The organism is Streptomyces yangpuensis (assembly GCF_001005295.1).
GTDB lineage: Bacteria > Actinomycetota > Actinomycetes > Streptomycetales > Streptomycetaceae > Streptomyces > Streptomyces yangpuensis.
The window spans coordinates 1,141,636-1,157,778 of the sequence record NZ_LBMK01000002.1; the positions used below are offsets into that span (position 1 = coordinate 1,141,636).

Here is a 16,143-nt window from a genome sequence, read left to right on the forward strand (position 1 = left end):
CCCGCCGATCCGCCCGGTGGCCGGCCCGCGCCGCGGCCGGCCACCGGGCGGCGGCTCACACGCCGCCCGGCATCCGGCCGAGCTGGACCAGCGACGTGCCCCGCTTGCGCGAGGCGAAGTAGCCCCGGCCCGGCGGCATCGGACGCGGCCGGACCGTGCCGACCAGATCGCCCTCGGCCGGGTCACCGGACAGGACGATGCCCTGCGCGCCCAGCTCCTTGATCCGCTGCATGAACGACTCGTACATCGAGCGGGAGGCACCCGCCGAGCTCCGCGCGATGATGAAGCGCACACCCGTGTCGCGGGCGAAGGGCAGGTACTCCACCAGCGGCGCCAGCGGATTGCCCTGGCTCGTGGCCACCAGGTCGAAGTCGTCGATGATGATGAACACGTCCGGGCCCGTCCACCAGCTGCGGTCGCGCAACTGCTGCGGCGTGACGTCCACCGGGGGCTGCCGGCGCGAGAACACCCCGCCCAGCGCCTCCATGTGCGTCTGCAGGGAGCTCGCCATCGGCGCGTACTCCAGCAGGTGCTCCTCCGGCAGCGACCCGAGCAGGCTCCGCCGGTAGTCGCCCACGACCAGGCGCGCCTGGTCCGGCGTGTACCGCTCCGCGATCTGTTTGGCGATGAGCCGCAGCAGGTTCGTCTTGCCCGACTCGCTCTCGCCGAAGACCAGCAGGAAGGGGTCGGTCTCGAAGTCGACGAACACCGGCTCCAGATCGGTCTCGTCGATACCGATCGCGATCCCGCGCCCGGGGAACTCCCCGCCCTTGGGCAGCTGGTCGGAGTGGAGCAGCCGCGGCAGCAGCCGTACGCCCGGAGCCGCCGGCCCCGTCCAGTTCTGCCGGACCGCCTCCACGAAGGCCGCCGTGGCCTCCGACAGGTCGGCTGCCTCGTGCGAACCGTCGATCCGCGGCAGCGCGCCCAGGAAGTGCAGCTTCTCCGGCACCTGGCCGCGCCCCGGCATCCCCTGCGGGACGTTCGCCGCGACCTTGCGGTCGAACTCGGAGTCCATGGTGTCGCCGAGCCGCAGCTCCAGCCGGCCCAGCATCTGGTCCTTGAGCGCGGCCCGCACCTCCATGTACCGCGCCGCGGTGATCACCACGTGGATGCCGTAGCCCAGACCGCGGGCGGCGATGTCCGTGACGACCTGCTCCAGGACCTCGTACTCGCCGCGGAAGTTGCCCCAGCCGTCGACGATCAGGAACACGTCGCCCCACGGCTCGTGCGGCAGGTCGCCCGCCGCCCGCCGACGCCGGTACGTACCGATCGAGTCGATGTTGTTCGCGCGGAAGAACTCCTCGCGGCGGTTGAGGATGCCCCCGACCTCCGCGACCGTGCGCCGCACCCGCTCCGGGTCCAGACGCGAGGCGACACCGCCCACGTGCGGCAGGTCGGCGATGGCAGACAGGCTGCCGCCACCGAAGTCCAGCCCGTAGAACTGCACCTCGCGCGGGGTGTGCGTCAGCGCGAAGGACGACACCAGCGTCCGCATCAGCGTCGACTTGCCCGACTGCGGACCCCCCACCACCATCAGGTGGCCCGCCGCACCCGAGAAGTCGCGGTACAGCACCTCGCGCCGCTGCTCGAACGGCTTGTCGATGAGGCCGAGCGGCACGATCAGCCCGCCCGGCCGCGTGTAGCCGTCCGCGTGCAGCCCGCGCTCCGCACTCGGCGCCAGCGCCGGGAGCAGCTGGTCCAGCGGCGGGGCCTGGTCGAGCGGCGGCAGCCACACCTGGTGCGCCGGTACGCCCTGGCCCTCCAGCCGGCTCACGATCACGTCGAGCACGGTGTCCGCGAGGGCGTCGTCCTCCCGCCCCGACCGCGCCGCCAGGTACGCCGGGTCCGGGGCCGCGTACACCACCGGCACCGGCGCCGCCGTGAACAGCGCCGGGCGCCGCTCCACCGGGAACTGCCCCACCGAGAGGTCCGGCCCGCCCGAGCGGTAGGTGCCCGACACGTACGCCGCCTTGAAGCGCACCATCTCGTCCGTACCGAACTTCAGATAGCCCGAACCGGGCACCGACGGCAGGTGGTACGCGTCGGGCACGCCGATCGCGGTGCGCGACTCCGCCGCCGAGAAGGTCCGCAGGCCGATCCGGTACGACAGGTACGTGTCCAGGCCGCGCAGCTTCCCCTCCTCCAGCCGCTGCGAGGCCAGCAGCAGGTGCACGCCCAGCGACCGGCCGATGCGGCCGATCTGGATGAACATGTCGATGAAGTCGGGCTTCGCCGTCAGCAGCTCGCTGAACTCGTCGATGACCAGCACCAGCGACGCCAGCGGCTCCAGCGGCGCACCGGCCGCACGGGCCTTCTCGTAGTCGTGGATGTTCGCGTAGTTGCCCGCCGACCGCAGCAGCTCCTGACGGCGCTGCAGCTCACCGCGGATCGAGTCGCCCATGCGGTCCACGAGCGTCAGGTCGTCCGCCAGGTTGGTGATGACCGCCGCGACGTGCGGCATCTGGCCCATGCCCGTGAAGGTCGCACCGCCCTTGAAGTCGGCGAGCACGAAGTTCAGCGTCTCCGAGGTGTGCGTGACCGCCAGACCCAGCACCAGCGTGCGCAGCAGCTCCGACTTTCCGGAACCGGTCGCACCCACGCACAGGCCGTGCGGGCCCATGCCCTCCTGCGCGGCCTCCTTCAGGTCCAGCATCACCGGGGCGCCGTCCTCACCGACACCGATCGGCACGCGCAGCCGCTCACCGGCGGACCGCGGCCGCCAGGTCCGCGCCACGTCGACCGCGGCCGCGTCGCCCAGGTTCAGCAGGTCGGTGAAGTCCAGGTTCGCCAGCAGCGGCTCGTCGTCGTCCCCGCCACCCGTGCGCAGCGGCGCCAGCTGCCGCGCCAGGGCCTCCGCCGCGGGCAGCGACAGGGTGTCCGGGACACCCTCGTACGCGACCCCGCCGCCCGACTCCAGGCGCAGCCGGCCCGGCCGCACCACGACCGACAGACCACCGCGCGGCTCGTCCAGCTCGCCCGCGACCACCTCGATGATGGTGACGCCCTGCAGCCCCTCGGCCGCCGCGAACACCGAGTCCGGGGGCACCATCCCACCGTCCAGCACGACCACCAGATGCGGCTGGTCCAGTACCGGCGACACGTCCCGGCTGAACCGCGGCCGCCCCTCCAGCCGGGACGCCAGCATCCCCTCCAGCTCGGCGAGGTCGTCGCCGAACAGCCGCTTCGTACCGGCCCCGTCGACCTGGCCCGGCAGCTGCGTGTGCGGCAGCCACTTCGTCCAGTCCCACGAGAGCACCGCACCCGGCGCGGCCACCACGGCCACCATCAGGTCCTCGGGGGAGTGCAGCGTCGCCAGCTGCGCGACCATCGCCCGCGCCGCACCGCGCGCCGACTCCGGCTCCCCGGACACCGCCACGTGGTAGAAGGCGCGCATCGACACCGCCATCGGCAGCCCGTCCAGCGAGGAGTGCACCTTCAGGAAGCGCTGCATCGCGCCCGCCGTCAGCGGCTCCAGCTCGTCCACCGGCGCCGTCTCCGGCGCCACCAGCGGTGTCGACAGGCGCTGCGCACCCAGCCCCAGCCTGGCCTGGCCGAAGTCCGGATCGCCCACCCGACGCTCCCACAGCCGCGAACCGTCCGCCACCACCGACCACAACTGCTCGGGCGACGGGTGCAGGTACAGCTGCGCGTCGCGCTGCGCCCGCGCGGTCCGCCGCACCTGACGGCGCGTCTGCGCGAGGTACTTGAGGTAGTCCCGGCGCACATCGGCCATTTGCCCCTGCGTACCCCGCCGGTGGCGCACCAGCTGCGCCACGACCATGGCCACCGTCGACGCCAGCATCAGCACGCCCATGATGCGCATGAAGGGCGCCGCGCCCGGCATGAAGAAGAAAACGACGGAGGAGCCCATGCCGAGCATCGGCAGGAGCTGCATCAGCATGCCCTCCTGCTGCCCGCGCGGAAGTTCGGGAGGAGCCTCGAGCCGCAGCTCCTCCGAAGGAACCTCGGGCGGCAGGGACCGCGGCGGGCGTTTGACGACGATCTGGCTCACCGGAGCATCAATCCCTCGAAAACGGACGGGACGTCGCAACCGGCGCCCCCAAGTCCCGGGCGCGCAGGGGGTATCCCCAGCGCGACGGTGATCCTACTTGCCGACTGTCGCTCATACGCCCGGTAGGGTGTCGCGCGCAGCATGCGCATCCGCGAATCGAGCACGGGCGCGGACACCAACCAAGGGGGTCACGCAGGTGAGTACGGCCGGGACGACGGGTTTCTGCAGGGTCACCGTCGTGGCCCCCGACAGTCGCATCGACGTCGCCCTCCCCGAGGACATCGCCGTCGCCGACGTCTACCCCGAGCTGCTGCGCCTCACCGGCCAGACCCAGCCCGTGGGCGCTCCGACCGGCTTCCACCTCGTACGCCGCTCCGGGACCGTCCTCGACGGCGCCCGCACCCTCGCCGCCCAGCAGGTCCTCGACGGCGAGGTGCTGAGTCTGCGCCCCTTCGCCGAGTCCCTGCCGCCGGCCGTCTTCGACGACGTCTCCGACGCCGTCGCCTCCGCCGTCGTCCGCGACCGGCACCGCTGGAGCGACGACATGCTGCGCGGCGCGGGCCTCGCCGGCTCCGCCGTCCTGCTCGTCATGCTGGGCTTCGTGCTCTGGTACGCCGACCCCGTCCGCCACGACATGCACGGCCTGCCCGGGATCATCGCGGGCGCCGTCGGCGTCCTGCTCACCGCCGTGGCCGGGGTGCGCGCCCGCGTCTACCGCGACCGCCTCTCCGCCGTGGCCCTGGGCCTCGGAGCCCTTCCGCACCTGCTGATCGCCGGATCCGGGATCGTCGGCCCCGCCGCCGGCCAGGGCCCCGGCCGGCTCCAGTTCCTCCTCGGCTGCGTCTGCGTCCTGGTCGCCTCCGTCGCCCTGGTCGCGCTCACCCCCAGCGGCGACGCCCCCTTCGTCGCGGCCACCTTCGTCGCCGCCACCGGCACCCTCGCCACCTTCGCCGCGATCGCCACCGAGGCCTCCGCGACCTACACCGCCGCCGTCTGCGCGCCCGTCGCCATCGGCCTCGTCGCCTTCCTGCCCGGCCTCTCGGCCCGCTTCGCCCGCCTGCCCATCGGCTACGCCGCCCCGCAGAGCGCCACCGAGGATTACGAGACCCCCGACCGCTACGAGACCGCCCCGTACGGCGACCAGGACGCCGACCAGCACGAGCAGGGCACCCCGCTCGACGCCGAGGCGATCGCCGCCCAGGCCCGCCGTGGCCACGAGATGCTCCTCGGCCTCGTCGGCGGCTGCGCCGCCGTCGCCGTCGGCGCCGCCGCGGTCCTCGGCTTCTCCGACAACACCTGGGGCCGCCTCCTGGCCCTGGCCACCGGCCTCGCCATGCTGCTGCGCGCACGTCTCTTCCGCTACACCTCCCAGGTGGTCTGCGCCCTGACCGCCGGCCTCGCCGCCGTCGCGCTGCTGATCCTGGGCCTGTCCCTGCACCCGCCGCAGGCCCTGCTCGAAGCCCTCGTCGTGGAGCACGACCGCAGCGGCCTGGACCTCCGTACGATCTGGCTCACCGCGGCCGTCGCCGCCGGCGCGGCCCTCCTCGCGGGAATTGCGCTTGTCATCCCCCGCAAGGGCCTGTCACCCTTCTGGGGAAGGCTGCTCGACCTCACCGAGGCGGCGGTCCTGCTCAGCCTGGTGCCCCTGGCCCTAGCCGTGCTGGACGTGTACGCCCGGGCCCGCGCTCTCACCAGCTGAGACGGGAGCCGAGCGGCAGCCTGGTACGCTGTGTGACGGCCGTTTGTGTACGCGTCCCCGGATTCCCTGCGAAGGGGTCTGTGGACTGCGCCCAGCGGACCCCGCCTCCCGAGTAACGGAAGCTCCCCAGAGACTCAGACCTGGGGCACTCGGTGGCAACGAAGACCAAACGAGGAGTACGCGTGCCGCTCGACGCCGCTACGAAGAAGCAGATCATCACCGAGTTCGGTGCCAAGGAGGGCGACACCGGCTCCCCCGAGGTCCAGGTCGCCATGCTGTCCCGCCGCATCTCGGACCTGACCGAGCACCTCAAGACCCACAAGCACGACCACCACTCCCGTCGTGGTCTGCTGATCCTGGTCGGCCAGCGTCGCCGCCTGCTGCAGTACCTGGCCAAGAAGGACATCCAGCGCTTCCGTACGCTGGTCGAGCGCCTCGGCATCCGCCGCGGTGCGGCCGGCGCCAAGTAAGACGCCGTGAAGGGAGCGGTTCCCACATCCGGGGGCCGCTCCCTTTGCTGTACGTGCGGTACGGACCGGTCCCTTTGTAGTCTGGAACGGACGCACGTGTACGTCCGACGACGAGACGTGCACAACTGAAGAGGAGGAGCGCCCTCCCACGCCGCCGGTCCTCGGTAGTGGCACCCGGAATGCCCACGCGGGCAACGAACCGGGTGCTTCGATCGAAGACCGGCCAGCACGCCAGGAGCGCTTCTCCGCAACCGTCCTCCGCCACACGGGCGGCGGACGGAGACGACGAAAATGGAGAAAACGCTAGTGGAGAACGAGACCCACTACGCCGAGGCCGTCATCGACAACGGCTCCTTCGGCACCCGCACCATCCGCTTCGAGACGGGCCGCCTGGCCCGCCAGGCCGCCGGCTCCGCCGTTGCCTACCTGGACGACGACACGATGGTGCTGTCCGCCACCACCGCGTCGAAGAAGCCCAAGGACCAGCTCGACTTCTTCCCCCTGACGGTGGACGTCGAGGAGCGGCAGTACGCGGCCGGCAAGATCCCCGGCTCCTTCTTCCGCCGTGAGGGCCGGCCCTCCGAGGACGCGATCCTCACCTGCCGCCTCATCGACCGCCCGCTGCGCCCGTCCTTCAAGAAGGGCCTGCGCAACGAGATCCAGGTCGTCGCCACCGTCATGGCGCTCAACCCGGACCACCTGTACGACGTCATCGCGATCAACGCCGCGTCCGCGTCCACCCAGCTGGCCGGCCTGCCCTTCTCCGGCCCGATCGGCGGCGTCCGCGTCGCGCTGATCCGCGGCCAGTGGGTGGCGTTCCCGACGCACACCGAGCTCGAGGACGCCGTCTTCGACATGGTCGTCGCGGGCCGCACCCTGGAGGACGGCGACGTCGCGATCATGATGGTCGAGGCCGAGGCCACCGAGAAGACCATCGCCCTCGTCAAGGGCGGCGCCGAGGCGCCGACCGAGGAGATCGTCGCCGCGGGCCTCGAGGCCGCGAAGCCGTTCATCAAGGTCCTCTGCAAGGCCCAGGCCGACCTGGCCGCCAAGGCCGCCAAGCCCGAGGGCGAGTTCCCGGTCTTCCTGGACTACCAGGACGACGTGTACGAGGCCCTCGCGGCCGCCGTCAAGGGCGAGCTCTCCCAGGCGCTGACCATCGCGGGCAAGCAGGACCGCGAGGCCGAGCTGGACCGCGTCAAGGAGATCGCCGCCGAGAAGCTCCTCCCGGCCTTCGAGGGCCGCGAGAAGGAGATCTCCGCCGCGTACCGCAGCCTGACCAAGGCCCTGGTCCGCGAGCGCGTCATCAAGGACAAGGTCCGCATCGACGGCCGCGGGATCACGGACATCCGTACCCTCGCCGCCGAGGTCGAGGCCATCCCGCGCGTGCACGGCTCGGCGCTCTTCGAGCGTGGCGAGACCCAGATCCTGGGCGTCACCACCCTCAACATGCTCCGCATGGAGCAGCAGCTGGACACCCTCTCCCCGGTGACCCGCAAGCGCTACATGCACAACTACAACTTCCCGCCGTACTCCGTCGGCGAGACCGGCCGCGTCGGTTCGCCGAAGCGCCGCGAGATCGGCCACGGCGCGCTCGCCGAGCGCGCGATCGTGCCGGTCCTCCCGACCCGCGAGGAGTTCCCCTACGCGATCCGCCAGGTGTCCGAGGCCCTCGGCTCCAACGGTTCGACGTCCATGGGCTCGGTCTGCGCCTCCACCATGTCGCTGCTGAACGCCGGTGTGCCCCTCAAGGCCCCCGTCGCCGGCATCGCCATGGGCCTGATCTCCCAGGAGATCGACGGCAAGACCCACTACGTCGCCCTCACCGACATCCTCGGTGCGGAGGACGCCTTCGGCGACATGGACTTCAAGGTCGCCGGCACCAAGGAGTTCGTCACCGCGCTCCAGCTGGACACCAAGCTCGACGGCATCCCGGCCTCCGTCCTGGCTGCCGCCCTCAAGCAGGCCCGCGACGCCCGCCTCCACATCCTCGACGTGATGATGGAAGCGATCGACACGCCGGACGAGATGTCCCCGAACGCCCCGCGGATCATCACCGTCAAGATCCCCGTGGACAAGATCGGTGAGGTCATCGGCCCCAAGGGCAAGATGATCAACCAGATCCAGGAGGACACCGGCGCCGAGATCACGATCGAGGACGACGGCACCATCTACATCGGTGCCGCCGACGGCCCGGCCGCCGAGGCCGCCCGCGCCACGATCAACGGCATCGCCAACCCGACCATGCCGGAGGTCGGCGAGCGCTACCTGGGTACGGTCGTCAAGACCACCACCTTCGGTGCCTTCGTCTCCCTGCTCCCCGGCAAGGACGGCCTCCTGCACATCTCGCAGATCCGCAAGCTCGCCGGTGGCAAGCGCGTGGAGAACGTCGAGGACGTGCTCGCGGTCGGCACCAAGGTCCAGGTCGAGATCGCCGAGATCGACCAGCGCGGCAAGCTCTCCCTGATCCCCGTGATCGAGGGCGAGGACGCCGCCGACGAGGCTGACAAGGACGACTCCGACAAGTGACGTCGCGTAGTTCCCGTGTGACGGCCCGCCCCTCTTCGGAGGGGCGGGCCGTCGCCCGTACCCAAACCCTGCTCAAGGGGCAGAACGGCATCGGCACCGTCCGCCGCACCGTCCTGCCCGGCGGACTGCGCGTCGTCACCGAGACGCTGCCCTCCGTCCGCTCCGCCACCTTCGGCATCTGGGCACACGTCGGCTCCCGCGACGAGACGCCCACGCTGAACGGCGCCACGCATTACCTGGAGCACCTCCTCTTCAAGGGCACGCGTCGCCGCAGCGCCCTCGACATCTCCTCCGCGATCGACGCGGTCGGCGGCGAGATGAACGCCTTCACGGCGAAGGAGTACACCTGCTACTACGCACGGGTGCTCGACACCGACCTGCCGCTCGCCATCGACGTGGTCTGCGACATGCTCACCGGCTCGCTGATCCGCGAGGAGGACGTCGACGCCGAGCGCGGGGTCATCCTCGAAGAGATCGCGATGACCGAGGACGACCCGGGCGACATGGTCCACGACCTGTTCGCGCAGACGATGTACGGGGACACCCCGCTGGGCCGCCCCGTTCTCGGCACCGTCGACACGATCAACGCTCTCGGCGCCGACCGGATCCGCCGCTTCTACAAGAAGCACTACGACCCGACCCACCTGGTCGTGGCCGCCGCCGGCAACGTCGACCACAACAAGGTCGTACGCCAGGTCCGTGCCGCCTTCGAGCAGGCCGGCGCCCTCACCCGCACCGACGCCGAGCCGATCGGCCCGCGCGGCGGCACCAAGCGCATCCGCACCGCCGGCCGCGTCGACCTGGTGAGCCGCAAGACCGAGCAGGCCCACGTGGTCCTCGGCATGCCCGGCCTGCACCGCACCGACGAGCGCCGCTGGGCGCTGGGCGTGCTGAACACCGCCCTCGGCGGCGGCATGTCCTCCCGCCTCTTCCAGGAGGTCCGCGAGAAGCGCGGCCTCGCCTACAGCGTGTACTCGTACACCTCGGGCTTCGCCGACACCGGCCTCTTCGGCGTGTACGCGGGCTGCCGCCCCAGCCAGGTCCACGACGTCCTGCGGATCTGCCGTGACGAGCTCGACAAGGTCGCCACCGAAGGCCTCGGCGACGACGAGATCAAGCGGGCCATCGGCCAGCTCTCCGGCTCGACCGTCCTCGGCCTGGAGGACACCGGCGCCCTCATGAACCGCATCGGCAAGAGCGAGCTGTGCTGGGGCGACCAGATGTCGGTCGACGACATGCTCACCCGGATCGCCGCGGTGACCCCGGACGACATCCGCTCGGTCGCACAGGATGTACTGGCCCAGCGGCCCTCGCTGGCGGTGATCGGCCCGCTGAAGGAGAAGCAGGCCGCCCGCCTCGACGAGGTCGTCGCCTAGATCCGTACGGTACGCAGGTAAGGAAGAGACTATGAGCAAGCTGCGCGTGGCAGTCCTCGGCGCCCGGGGCCGTATCGGCGCCGAGGCCGTCAAGGCGGTCGAGGCCGCGGAGGACATGGAGCTCGTCGCCGCCCTCGGCCGCGGCGACAAGCTGGAGACGCTGACCGAGGCCGGCGCCCAGGTCGCGGTCGAGCTGACCACCCCCGCCTCCGTGATGGAGAACCTCGAGTTCCTCGTCCGCCACGGCATCCACGGCGTGGTCGGCACCACCGGCTGGACCGAGGACCGCCTCGCGCAGCTCGACACCTGGCTCGCCGCCTCCCCGAAGACCGGTGTCCTCATCGCCCCGAACTTCTCCATCGGCGCCGTCCTCACGATGAAGTTCGCCGCCCAGGCGGCCCGGTACTTCGAGTCCGTCGAGGTCGTCGAACTGCACCACCCCAACAAGGTCGACGCCCCCTCCGGTACCGCGACCCGTACCGCGCAGCTCATCGCGGCCGCCCGCGCCGAGGCCGGCCTCGGCGCGCAGCCCGACGCCACCGCCACCGCGCTCGACGGCGCGCGCGGCGCGGACGTCGACGGCGTCCCGGTCCACGCCGTGCGCCTGCGCGGCCTGCTGGCGCACCAGGAGGTCCTCCTCGGCGGTGAGGGCGAAACCCTGACCATCCGTCACGACTCCCTGCACCACAGCAGCTTCATGCCGGGCATCCTGCTCGGCACGCGCCGCGTGACGCAGACCCCGGGCCTCACCTTCGGCCTGGAAAACTTCCTCGACCTGGGCTGACCGGACTGATTCACGATGCGCGCGAAGATCACGTACTTCATCACGGCTGCCGTACTGGTTGTCTACTTCGTCCTGGTCGGCAGCCGGGGCCTGCTGCTGATCCAGCAGGGAACATGGCTCACCGTCACCTTCGGGGTGGCCGTGCTGATCCTGCCGGTCATCGGCATCTGGTTCCTCTGGAAGAACACGCAGTTCGTCACCAGGGCCAACCAGCTCGCCGGTGAGCTGGAGGCCGAGGGCGGACTGCCCGTGGACGAGCTGGAGCGCGACCAATACGGCCGGATCCTGCGGGACTCCGCCGACGAGGTCTTCGCACGCCGCAAGGCCGAGACCGAGGACGCGCCGGGGGACTGGCGCAGCTGGTTCCGGCTCGCCGTCGCCTACCACGACGCCCGGGACACCCCGCGGGCGCGCAAGGCCATGCAGCGGGCCATCGCCCTGCACGACAAGAAGCCCGTACAGGTCTGACACCTGTACGGGCTCCACGCGGCACGTCCCGGCACACCCGGGACCCGGGTGTCAGGCGGGCACGGGACGGTGCTCCTCGGCCCAGGCCTCGACCGTGTCCGCCGCCCGGTCGAAGGCCTCGGCCCGCGACAGGAAATCGGCGTTGTGGTCGGTCAGCAGCACCGGCGGCTCCGCGACGCCCCGGGCGGACACCGTCAGCGCCTGCCCCTGCACGGTCCTCGGCAGCCCCAGCCAGCGCACCGGCTGCTGCACGGTGCGGATCTCGGTGACCTCGTTCCACGCGATCGTACGGGTCACGAAGAAGCCGACCCGGCGCAGACCCGTCCGGCTGACCCACACGCCGACGCGCAGCATCTGCAGCGCGGACCCGAGGACGGCGAGAGCGGCGACCAGGCAGGCGACCGCCCCGCCCCAGCCGCTGCCCGCAAAGGCGACGATCATCGTGGCCAGCAGCATGAAGGCGGACAGCAGAAGCAGTACCGCGGAGATGGCCACGCGCCAGGGGCCGGGCCGGTAGGGCCGTCGCCAGCGGTCGTGGTCGGCGTGGGCCAGGACCTCGTCGCCGTCGTCGTCCGCGTCGGACACGCCGTCGGCCGTCAGGAAGGGCAGGGGCACGGCTGGACCTCACTCACATGCACGTTCGGTAGGGCTGTGCCCGTGAGGCTACCGTCCCTCGGCCGCGGTCGACTGCTGCGACTTCTCCGGCGCCTTGTTCGGCTGGAGCGCCGGTATGCCGAACAGCAGTGAGCCGGCGAGCCCCGCGACCACGGTCAGTCCGACCAGACTACGGGCGGCCAACTGGGCTTTGCCCAGCCGCTCACGCGGCGGCGGGGTGACGTTGCTCCGGAAACGGTCGGCCTCGGCGACGAAGGCGAACGGAACGGGTTCGCGCCGGCGAAACATGAGAGGGAATCTCCTCGGGCTCGATGCGGGTGCGTTCTGTTCTGTAGGACGTACGGGCCGCCCAATCGGTGCCGGATTTCGGGACATTCACCAAAATTCATGGCTGTGCGTCAGCTGTGCGGATGCCCCGGTGGCGGGTGAGCATGCGTGGGGACCCGTGAGGGGCGCCGTAGAGTGGGCGCGCCCCAGGACGCACGTTTGGAAGGACCCCCGGTGAGCGAGACCGCCGCTTCAGATCTGAAACCCAGCTTCCGCAGCGACGTGACGGTGGAGCTGGTGAAGCACTCCGCCGCCGACTCCGACGTGCTGTGGGCGGCCCGCGTCTCCACGGCCGGCGAGCAGTCCCTGGAGGAGCTGCAGAAGGATCCGGAGCGCTCCAAGGGCCTCATCAACTACCTGATGCGGGACCGCCACGGCAGCCCCTTCGAGCACAACTCGATGACCTTCTTCATCAGCGCCCCGATCTTCGTGTTCCGCGAGTTCATGCGCCACCGCGTGGGCTGGTCCTACAACGAGGAGTCGGGCCGCTACAGGGAGCTGGAGCCGGTCTTCTACGTTCCCGACGCGGAGCGCAAGCTCGTCCAGGAGGGCCGTCCCGGCAAGTACGTCTTCGTCGAGGGCACCCAGGCGCAGCAGGAGCTGACCGCCCGCGTCATGGAGGACTCCTACGTACAGGCGTACGAGGCCTACCAGGAGATGCTCGCCGCGGGCGTGGCCCGGGAGGTGGCCCGTTCGGTCCTGCCGGTCGGCCTCTTCTCCTCGATGTACGCCACCTGCAACGCGCGCTCGCTGATGCACTTCCTCGGGCTGCGTACGCAGCACGAGCTGGCGACCGTCCCGTCCTTCCCGCAGCGGGAGATCGAGATGGTCGGCGAGAAGATGGAGCAGCACTGGGCCCGGCTCATGCCGCTGACGTACGCGGCGTACAACAGCAACGGGCGCGTTGCCCCGTAAGGGCTTTTGCGCCCATGCCGTACAGATGTACGGAGCCAAGTCCGAAGTGTCCGTATTGCGGCGTTTCGTAAACTTCATCTAGGCTGATCAAACGGACCCGGCACTGCTTGAACCCCCGAGCAGGCAGTGCCGGCGTCCAACACTCCCGGTCACCACCGGGAGCCATCCCCCGGTTGACGTCCCCCGAGGGGACACCGCGAGCATGGCAGCGAGTAGCGTGTTACCCATGGCTCCGATCTCGACTCCGCAGACCCCCTTCGGGCGGGTCCTCACCGCCATGATCACGCCGTTCACGGCGGATGGCGCACTCGACCTCGACGGCGCGCAGCAGCTCGCCGTCCACCTGGTGGACGCAGGCAACGACGGCCTGATCATCAACGGCACCACCGGTGAGTCGCCGACCACCACCGACGCGGAGAAAAACGACCTCGTACGAGCCGTACTCGAAGCCGTCGGAGACCGTGCCCACGTGGTCGCCGGCATCGGCACCAACGACACCCGCCACACCCTCGAACTGGCCCGCCAGGCCGAGCGCACCGGCGCCCACGGCCTGCTCGCCGTCACCCCGTACTACAGCAAGCCGCCGCAGGAGGGCCTCTACCGGCACTTCACGGCGATCGCCGACGCGACCGGGCTGCCGGTCATGCTCTACGACATCCCCGGCCGCAGCGGCGTTCCGATCGAGACCGAAACCCTGGTCCGGCTGGCCGAGCACCCCCGTATCGTGGCCAACAAGGACGCCAAGGGCGACCTCGGCCGTGCCGGCTGGGCGATCGCGCGGAGCGGCCTGGCCTGGTACTCCGGTGACGACATGCTGAACCTGCCGCTCCTGTCGGTCGGCGCCGCCGGCTTCGTCTCCGTCGTCGGCCACGTGGTCACCCCCGACCTGCGCGCCATGCTGGAGGCGTACCTCGCCGGGGACGTCCAGAAGGCGGCCGAGATCCACCAGAAGCTGCTTCCCGTCTTCACCGGCATGTTCCGCACCCAGGGTGTGATGACCACCAAGGGCGCGCTGAACCTGCAGGGCCTGCCCGCCGGCCCGCTGCGGCTCCCGCTGATCGAACTGACCGACGAAGAGACGGCTCAGCTCAAGATCGATCTTGCCGCGGGCGGGGTACAGCTCTGACAACAGACTTCACAACTGAATAAGCACCACCGGACAAATACAGAGCAGACAACAGCAAGTGCACGAATGACATGCGCGCCACGTGCCTTCCGGGTACGTGGCGTGCGTGGTGAGGAGACACTTTTGAGCCATCCGCATCCGGAACTCGGTCCGCCGCCGAAGCTGCCCAAGGGCGGCCTCAGGGTCACCCCTCTGGGTGGTCTCGGCGAGATCGGCCGCAACATGACCGTCTTCGAGTACGACGGCCGCCTCCTGATCGTCGACTGCGGCGTCCTCTTCCCCGAGGAGGAGCAGCCAGGCATCGACCTGATCCTGCCGGACTTCTCGTCCATCCGGGATCGTCTCGACGACATCGAGGGCATCGTCCTCACGCACGGCCACGAGGACCACATCGGCGCCGTTCCGTACCTCCTGCGGGAGAAGCCCGACATCCCGCTGATCGGCTCCAAGCTGACGCTGGCCCTCATCGAAGCCAAGCTCCAGGAGCACCGCATCCGCCCCTACACCCTTGAGGTGAAGGAGGGCGAGCGCGAGGGCCTGGGCCCCTTCGACTGCGAGTTCATCGCGGTCAACCACTCCATCCCGGACGCCCTGGCGGTGGCGATCCGCACCGGCGCGGGTCTGGTCGTCGCCACCGGCGACTTCAAGATGGACCAGCTCCCGCTGGACAAGCGCCTCACGGACCTGCACGCCTTCGCGCGGCTGAGCGAGGAGGGCATCGACCTCCTGCTGTCCGACTCGACGAACGCCGAGGTCCCGGGCTTCGTGCCGCCGGAGCGCGAGATCTCCACCGTGCTGCGGAACGTCTTCGCCAACGCCCACCACCGGATCATCGTGGCCAGCTTCGCCAGCCACGTGCACCGCATCCAGCAGATCCTCGACGCCGCCCACGAGTACGGCCGCCGGGTCGCCTTCGTCGGCCGTTCGATGGTCCGCAACATGGGCATCGCCCGGGACCTGGGCTACCTCCGCGTCCCGGCCGGCCTCGTCGTGGACGTCAAGACGCTCGACGACCTGCCGCCGGAGGAGGTCGTCCTGGTCTGCACCGGTTCGCAGGGTGAGCCGATGGCGGCCCTGTCCCGGATGGCGAACCGCGACCACCAGATCCGGATCGTCCCCGGCGACACCGTGATCCTGGCGTCGTCCCTCATCCCGGGCAACGAGAACGCCGTGTACCGCGTGATCAACGGCCTGACCCGCTGGGGCGCCAACGTCGTGCACAAGGGCAACGCCAAGGTGCACGTCTCGGGCCACGCCTCGGCCGGCGAGCTGCTGTACTTCTACAACATCTGCAAGCCGCGGAACCTGATGCCGGTCCACGGCGAATGGCGCCACCTGCGCGCCAACGCCGAGCTCGGTGCCATGACGGGCGTCCCCAAGGACCGGATCGTCATCGCCGAGGACGGCGTGGTCGTCGACCTGGTTGACGGCAAGGCCCGGATCTCCGGAAAGGTGCAGGCCGGCTACGTCTACGTGGACGGCCTGTCGGTCGGTGACGTTACCGAGTCCTCGCTCAAGGACCGCCGGATCCTCGGCGACGAGGGCATCATCTCGGTCTACGTCGTCGTGGACAGCACCACCGGCAAGGTGGTCAGCGGCCCGAACATCCAGGCCCGCGGCTCCGGCATCGACGACGGGGCCTTCGGGACGGTCATCGCCAAGATCGAGGAAGCCATCGCCCGCGCCGCGGCCGACGGCGTCGCCGAGCCGCACCAGATCCAGCAGCTCATCCGCCGCACGATGGGCAAGTGGGTCTCGGACAGCTACCGCCGTCGCCCGATGATCCTCCCCGTCGTCGTCGAGGTCTGATTCAGGCCCTCGC

The 16,143-nt window shown here is 70.6% G+C and carries 12 protein-coding genes; 9 read left to right on the top strand and 3 right to left on the bottom strand.

All coding sequences use genetic code 11. The annotated features are described in order from the left end of the window. Window positions 1–55: 55 nt before the first annotated feature. On the bottom strand, window positions 56–4,012 hold the full coding sequence (gene eccCa / locus AAT21_RS10530) for a type VII secretion protein EccCa (protein WP_046776393.1): 3,957 nt from the start codon (window positions 4,010–4,012) through the stop codon (window positions 56–58). Between the two features lie 196 nt (window positions 4,013–4,208). Between eccCa and eccD the strand changes: the two genes are divergently transcribed. From eccD to AAT21_RS10560, 6 genes are all read left to right on the top strand, one after another. Then, entirely contained in the window at window positions 4,209–5,711 is a 1,503-nt protein-coding gene (gene eccD / locus AAT21_RS10535) for a type VII secretion integral membrane protein EccD (protein ID WP_046776394.1), read from the top strand. A gap of 182 nt (window positions 5,712–5,893) precedes the next feature. After that, window positions 5,894–6,181, top strand: coding sequence for a 30S ribosomal protein S15 (rpsO, locus tag AAT21_RS10540; RefSeq protein WP_030011220.1), 288 nt, complete (start codon window positions 5,894–5,896; stop codon window positions 6,179–6,181). Between the two features lie 306 nt (window positions 6,182–6,487). Beyond that, window positions 6,488–8,710: a polyribonucleotide nucleotidyltransferase gene (locus AAT21_RS10545; protein ID WP_046776395.1), complete on the top strand. Its 2,223-nt coding sequence runs from the start codon at window positions 6,488–6,490 to the stop codon at window positions 8,708–8,710. Continuing rightward, complete coding sequence (locus tag AAT21_RS10550; protein ID WP_046776396.1) at window positions 8,707–10,086, top strand: M16 family metallopeptidase; 1,380 nt, start codon at window positions 8,707–8,709, stop codon at window positions 10,084–10,086. The genes AAT21_RS10545 and AAT21_RS10550 overlap by 4 nt, the downstream gene beginning before the upstream one ends. 31 nt (window positions 10,087–10,117) lie before the next feature. Next, window positions 10,118–10,870: a 4-hydroxy-tetrahydrodipicolinate reductase gene (gene dapB, locus AAT21_RS10555; RefSeq protein WP_046776397.1), complete on the top strand. Its 753-nt coding sequence runs from the start codon at window positions 10,118–10,120 to the stop codon at window positions 10,868–10,870. A gap of 15 nt (window positions 10,871–10,885) precedes the next feature. Further along, window positions 10,886–11,338: a tetratricopeptide repeat protein gene (locus tag AAT21_RS10560; protein ID WP_046776398.1), complete on the top strand. Its 453-nt coding sequence runs from the start codon at window positions 10,886–10,888 to the stop codon at window positions 11,336–11,338. 51 nt (window positions 11,339–11,389) lie between these two features. Here AAT21_RS10560 and AAT21_RS10565 read toward each other — a convergent pair whose 3' ends face one another. Next, window positions 11,390–11,953, bottom strand: a complete 564-nt coding sequence (locus tag AAT21_RS10565; protein ID WP_046776399.1) for a hypothetical protein — start codon at window positions 11,951–11,953, stop codon at window positions 11,390–11,392. A 48-nt stretch (window positions 11,954–12,001) separates the two neighbouring features. Continuing rightward, window positions 12,002–12,241 carry a hypothetical protein gene (locus AAT21_RS10570; RefSeq protein WP_030958676.1) on the bottom strand — a complete coding sequence of 80 codons (240 nt, stop codon included), beginning with the start codon at window positions 12,239–12,241 and terminating at the stop codon, window positions 12,002–12,004. 213 nt (window positions 12,242–12,454) lie between these two features. Between AAT21_RS10570 and thyX the strand changes: the two genes are divergently transcribed. The 3 genes from thyX to AAT21_RS10585 all read left to right on the top strand — a co-directional run bounded on the left by thyX (window position 12,455) and on the right by AAT21_RS10585 (window position 16,130). Further along, entirely contained in the window at window positions 12,455–13,195 is a 741-nt protein-coding gene (thyX, locus tag AAT21_RS10575) for an FAD-dependent thymidylate synthase (RefSeq protein WP_046776400.1), read from the top strand. Between the two features lie 226 nt (window positions 13,196–13,421). Next, window positions 13,422–14,321 (top strand): 4-hydroxy-tetrahydrodipicolinate synthase, encoded by a 900-nt coding sequence (dapA, locus tag AAT21_RS10580; protein WP_046776401.1) that lies wholly within the window; start codon window positions 13,422–13,424, stop codon window positions 14,319–14,321. Window positions 14,322–14,444: 123 nt separating this feature from the next. Beyond that, on the top strand, window positions 14,445–16,130 hold the full coding sequence (locus AAT21_RS10585) for a ribonuclease J (protein ID WP_046776402.1): 1,686 nt from the start codon (window positions 14,445–14,447) through the stop codon (window positions 16,128–16,130). Window positions 16,131–16,143: the final 13 nt, after the last annotated feature.

Excerpts from the sequence above, each read along its gene's own strand:
- dapA (WP_046776401.1), top strand. The coding sequence starts at position 13,422 with ATGGCTCCGATCTCGACTCCGCAGACCCCCTTCGGGCGGGTCCTCACC.
- AAT21_RS10570 (WP_030958676.1), bottom strand. The coding sequence starts at position 12,241 with ATGTTTCGCCGGCGCGAACCCGTTCCGTTCGCCTTCGTCGCCGAGGCC.
- dapB (WP_046776397.1), top strand. The coding sequence starts at position 10,118 with ATGAGCAAGCTGCGCGTGGCAGTCCTCGGCGCCCGGGGCCGTATCGGC.
- AAT21_RS10560 (WP_046776398.1), top strand. The coding sequence starts at position 10,886 with ATGCGCGCGAAGATCACGTACTTCATCACGGCTGCCGTACTGGTTGTC.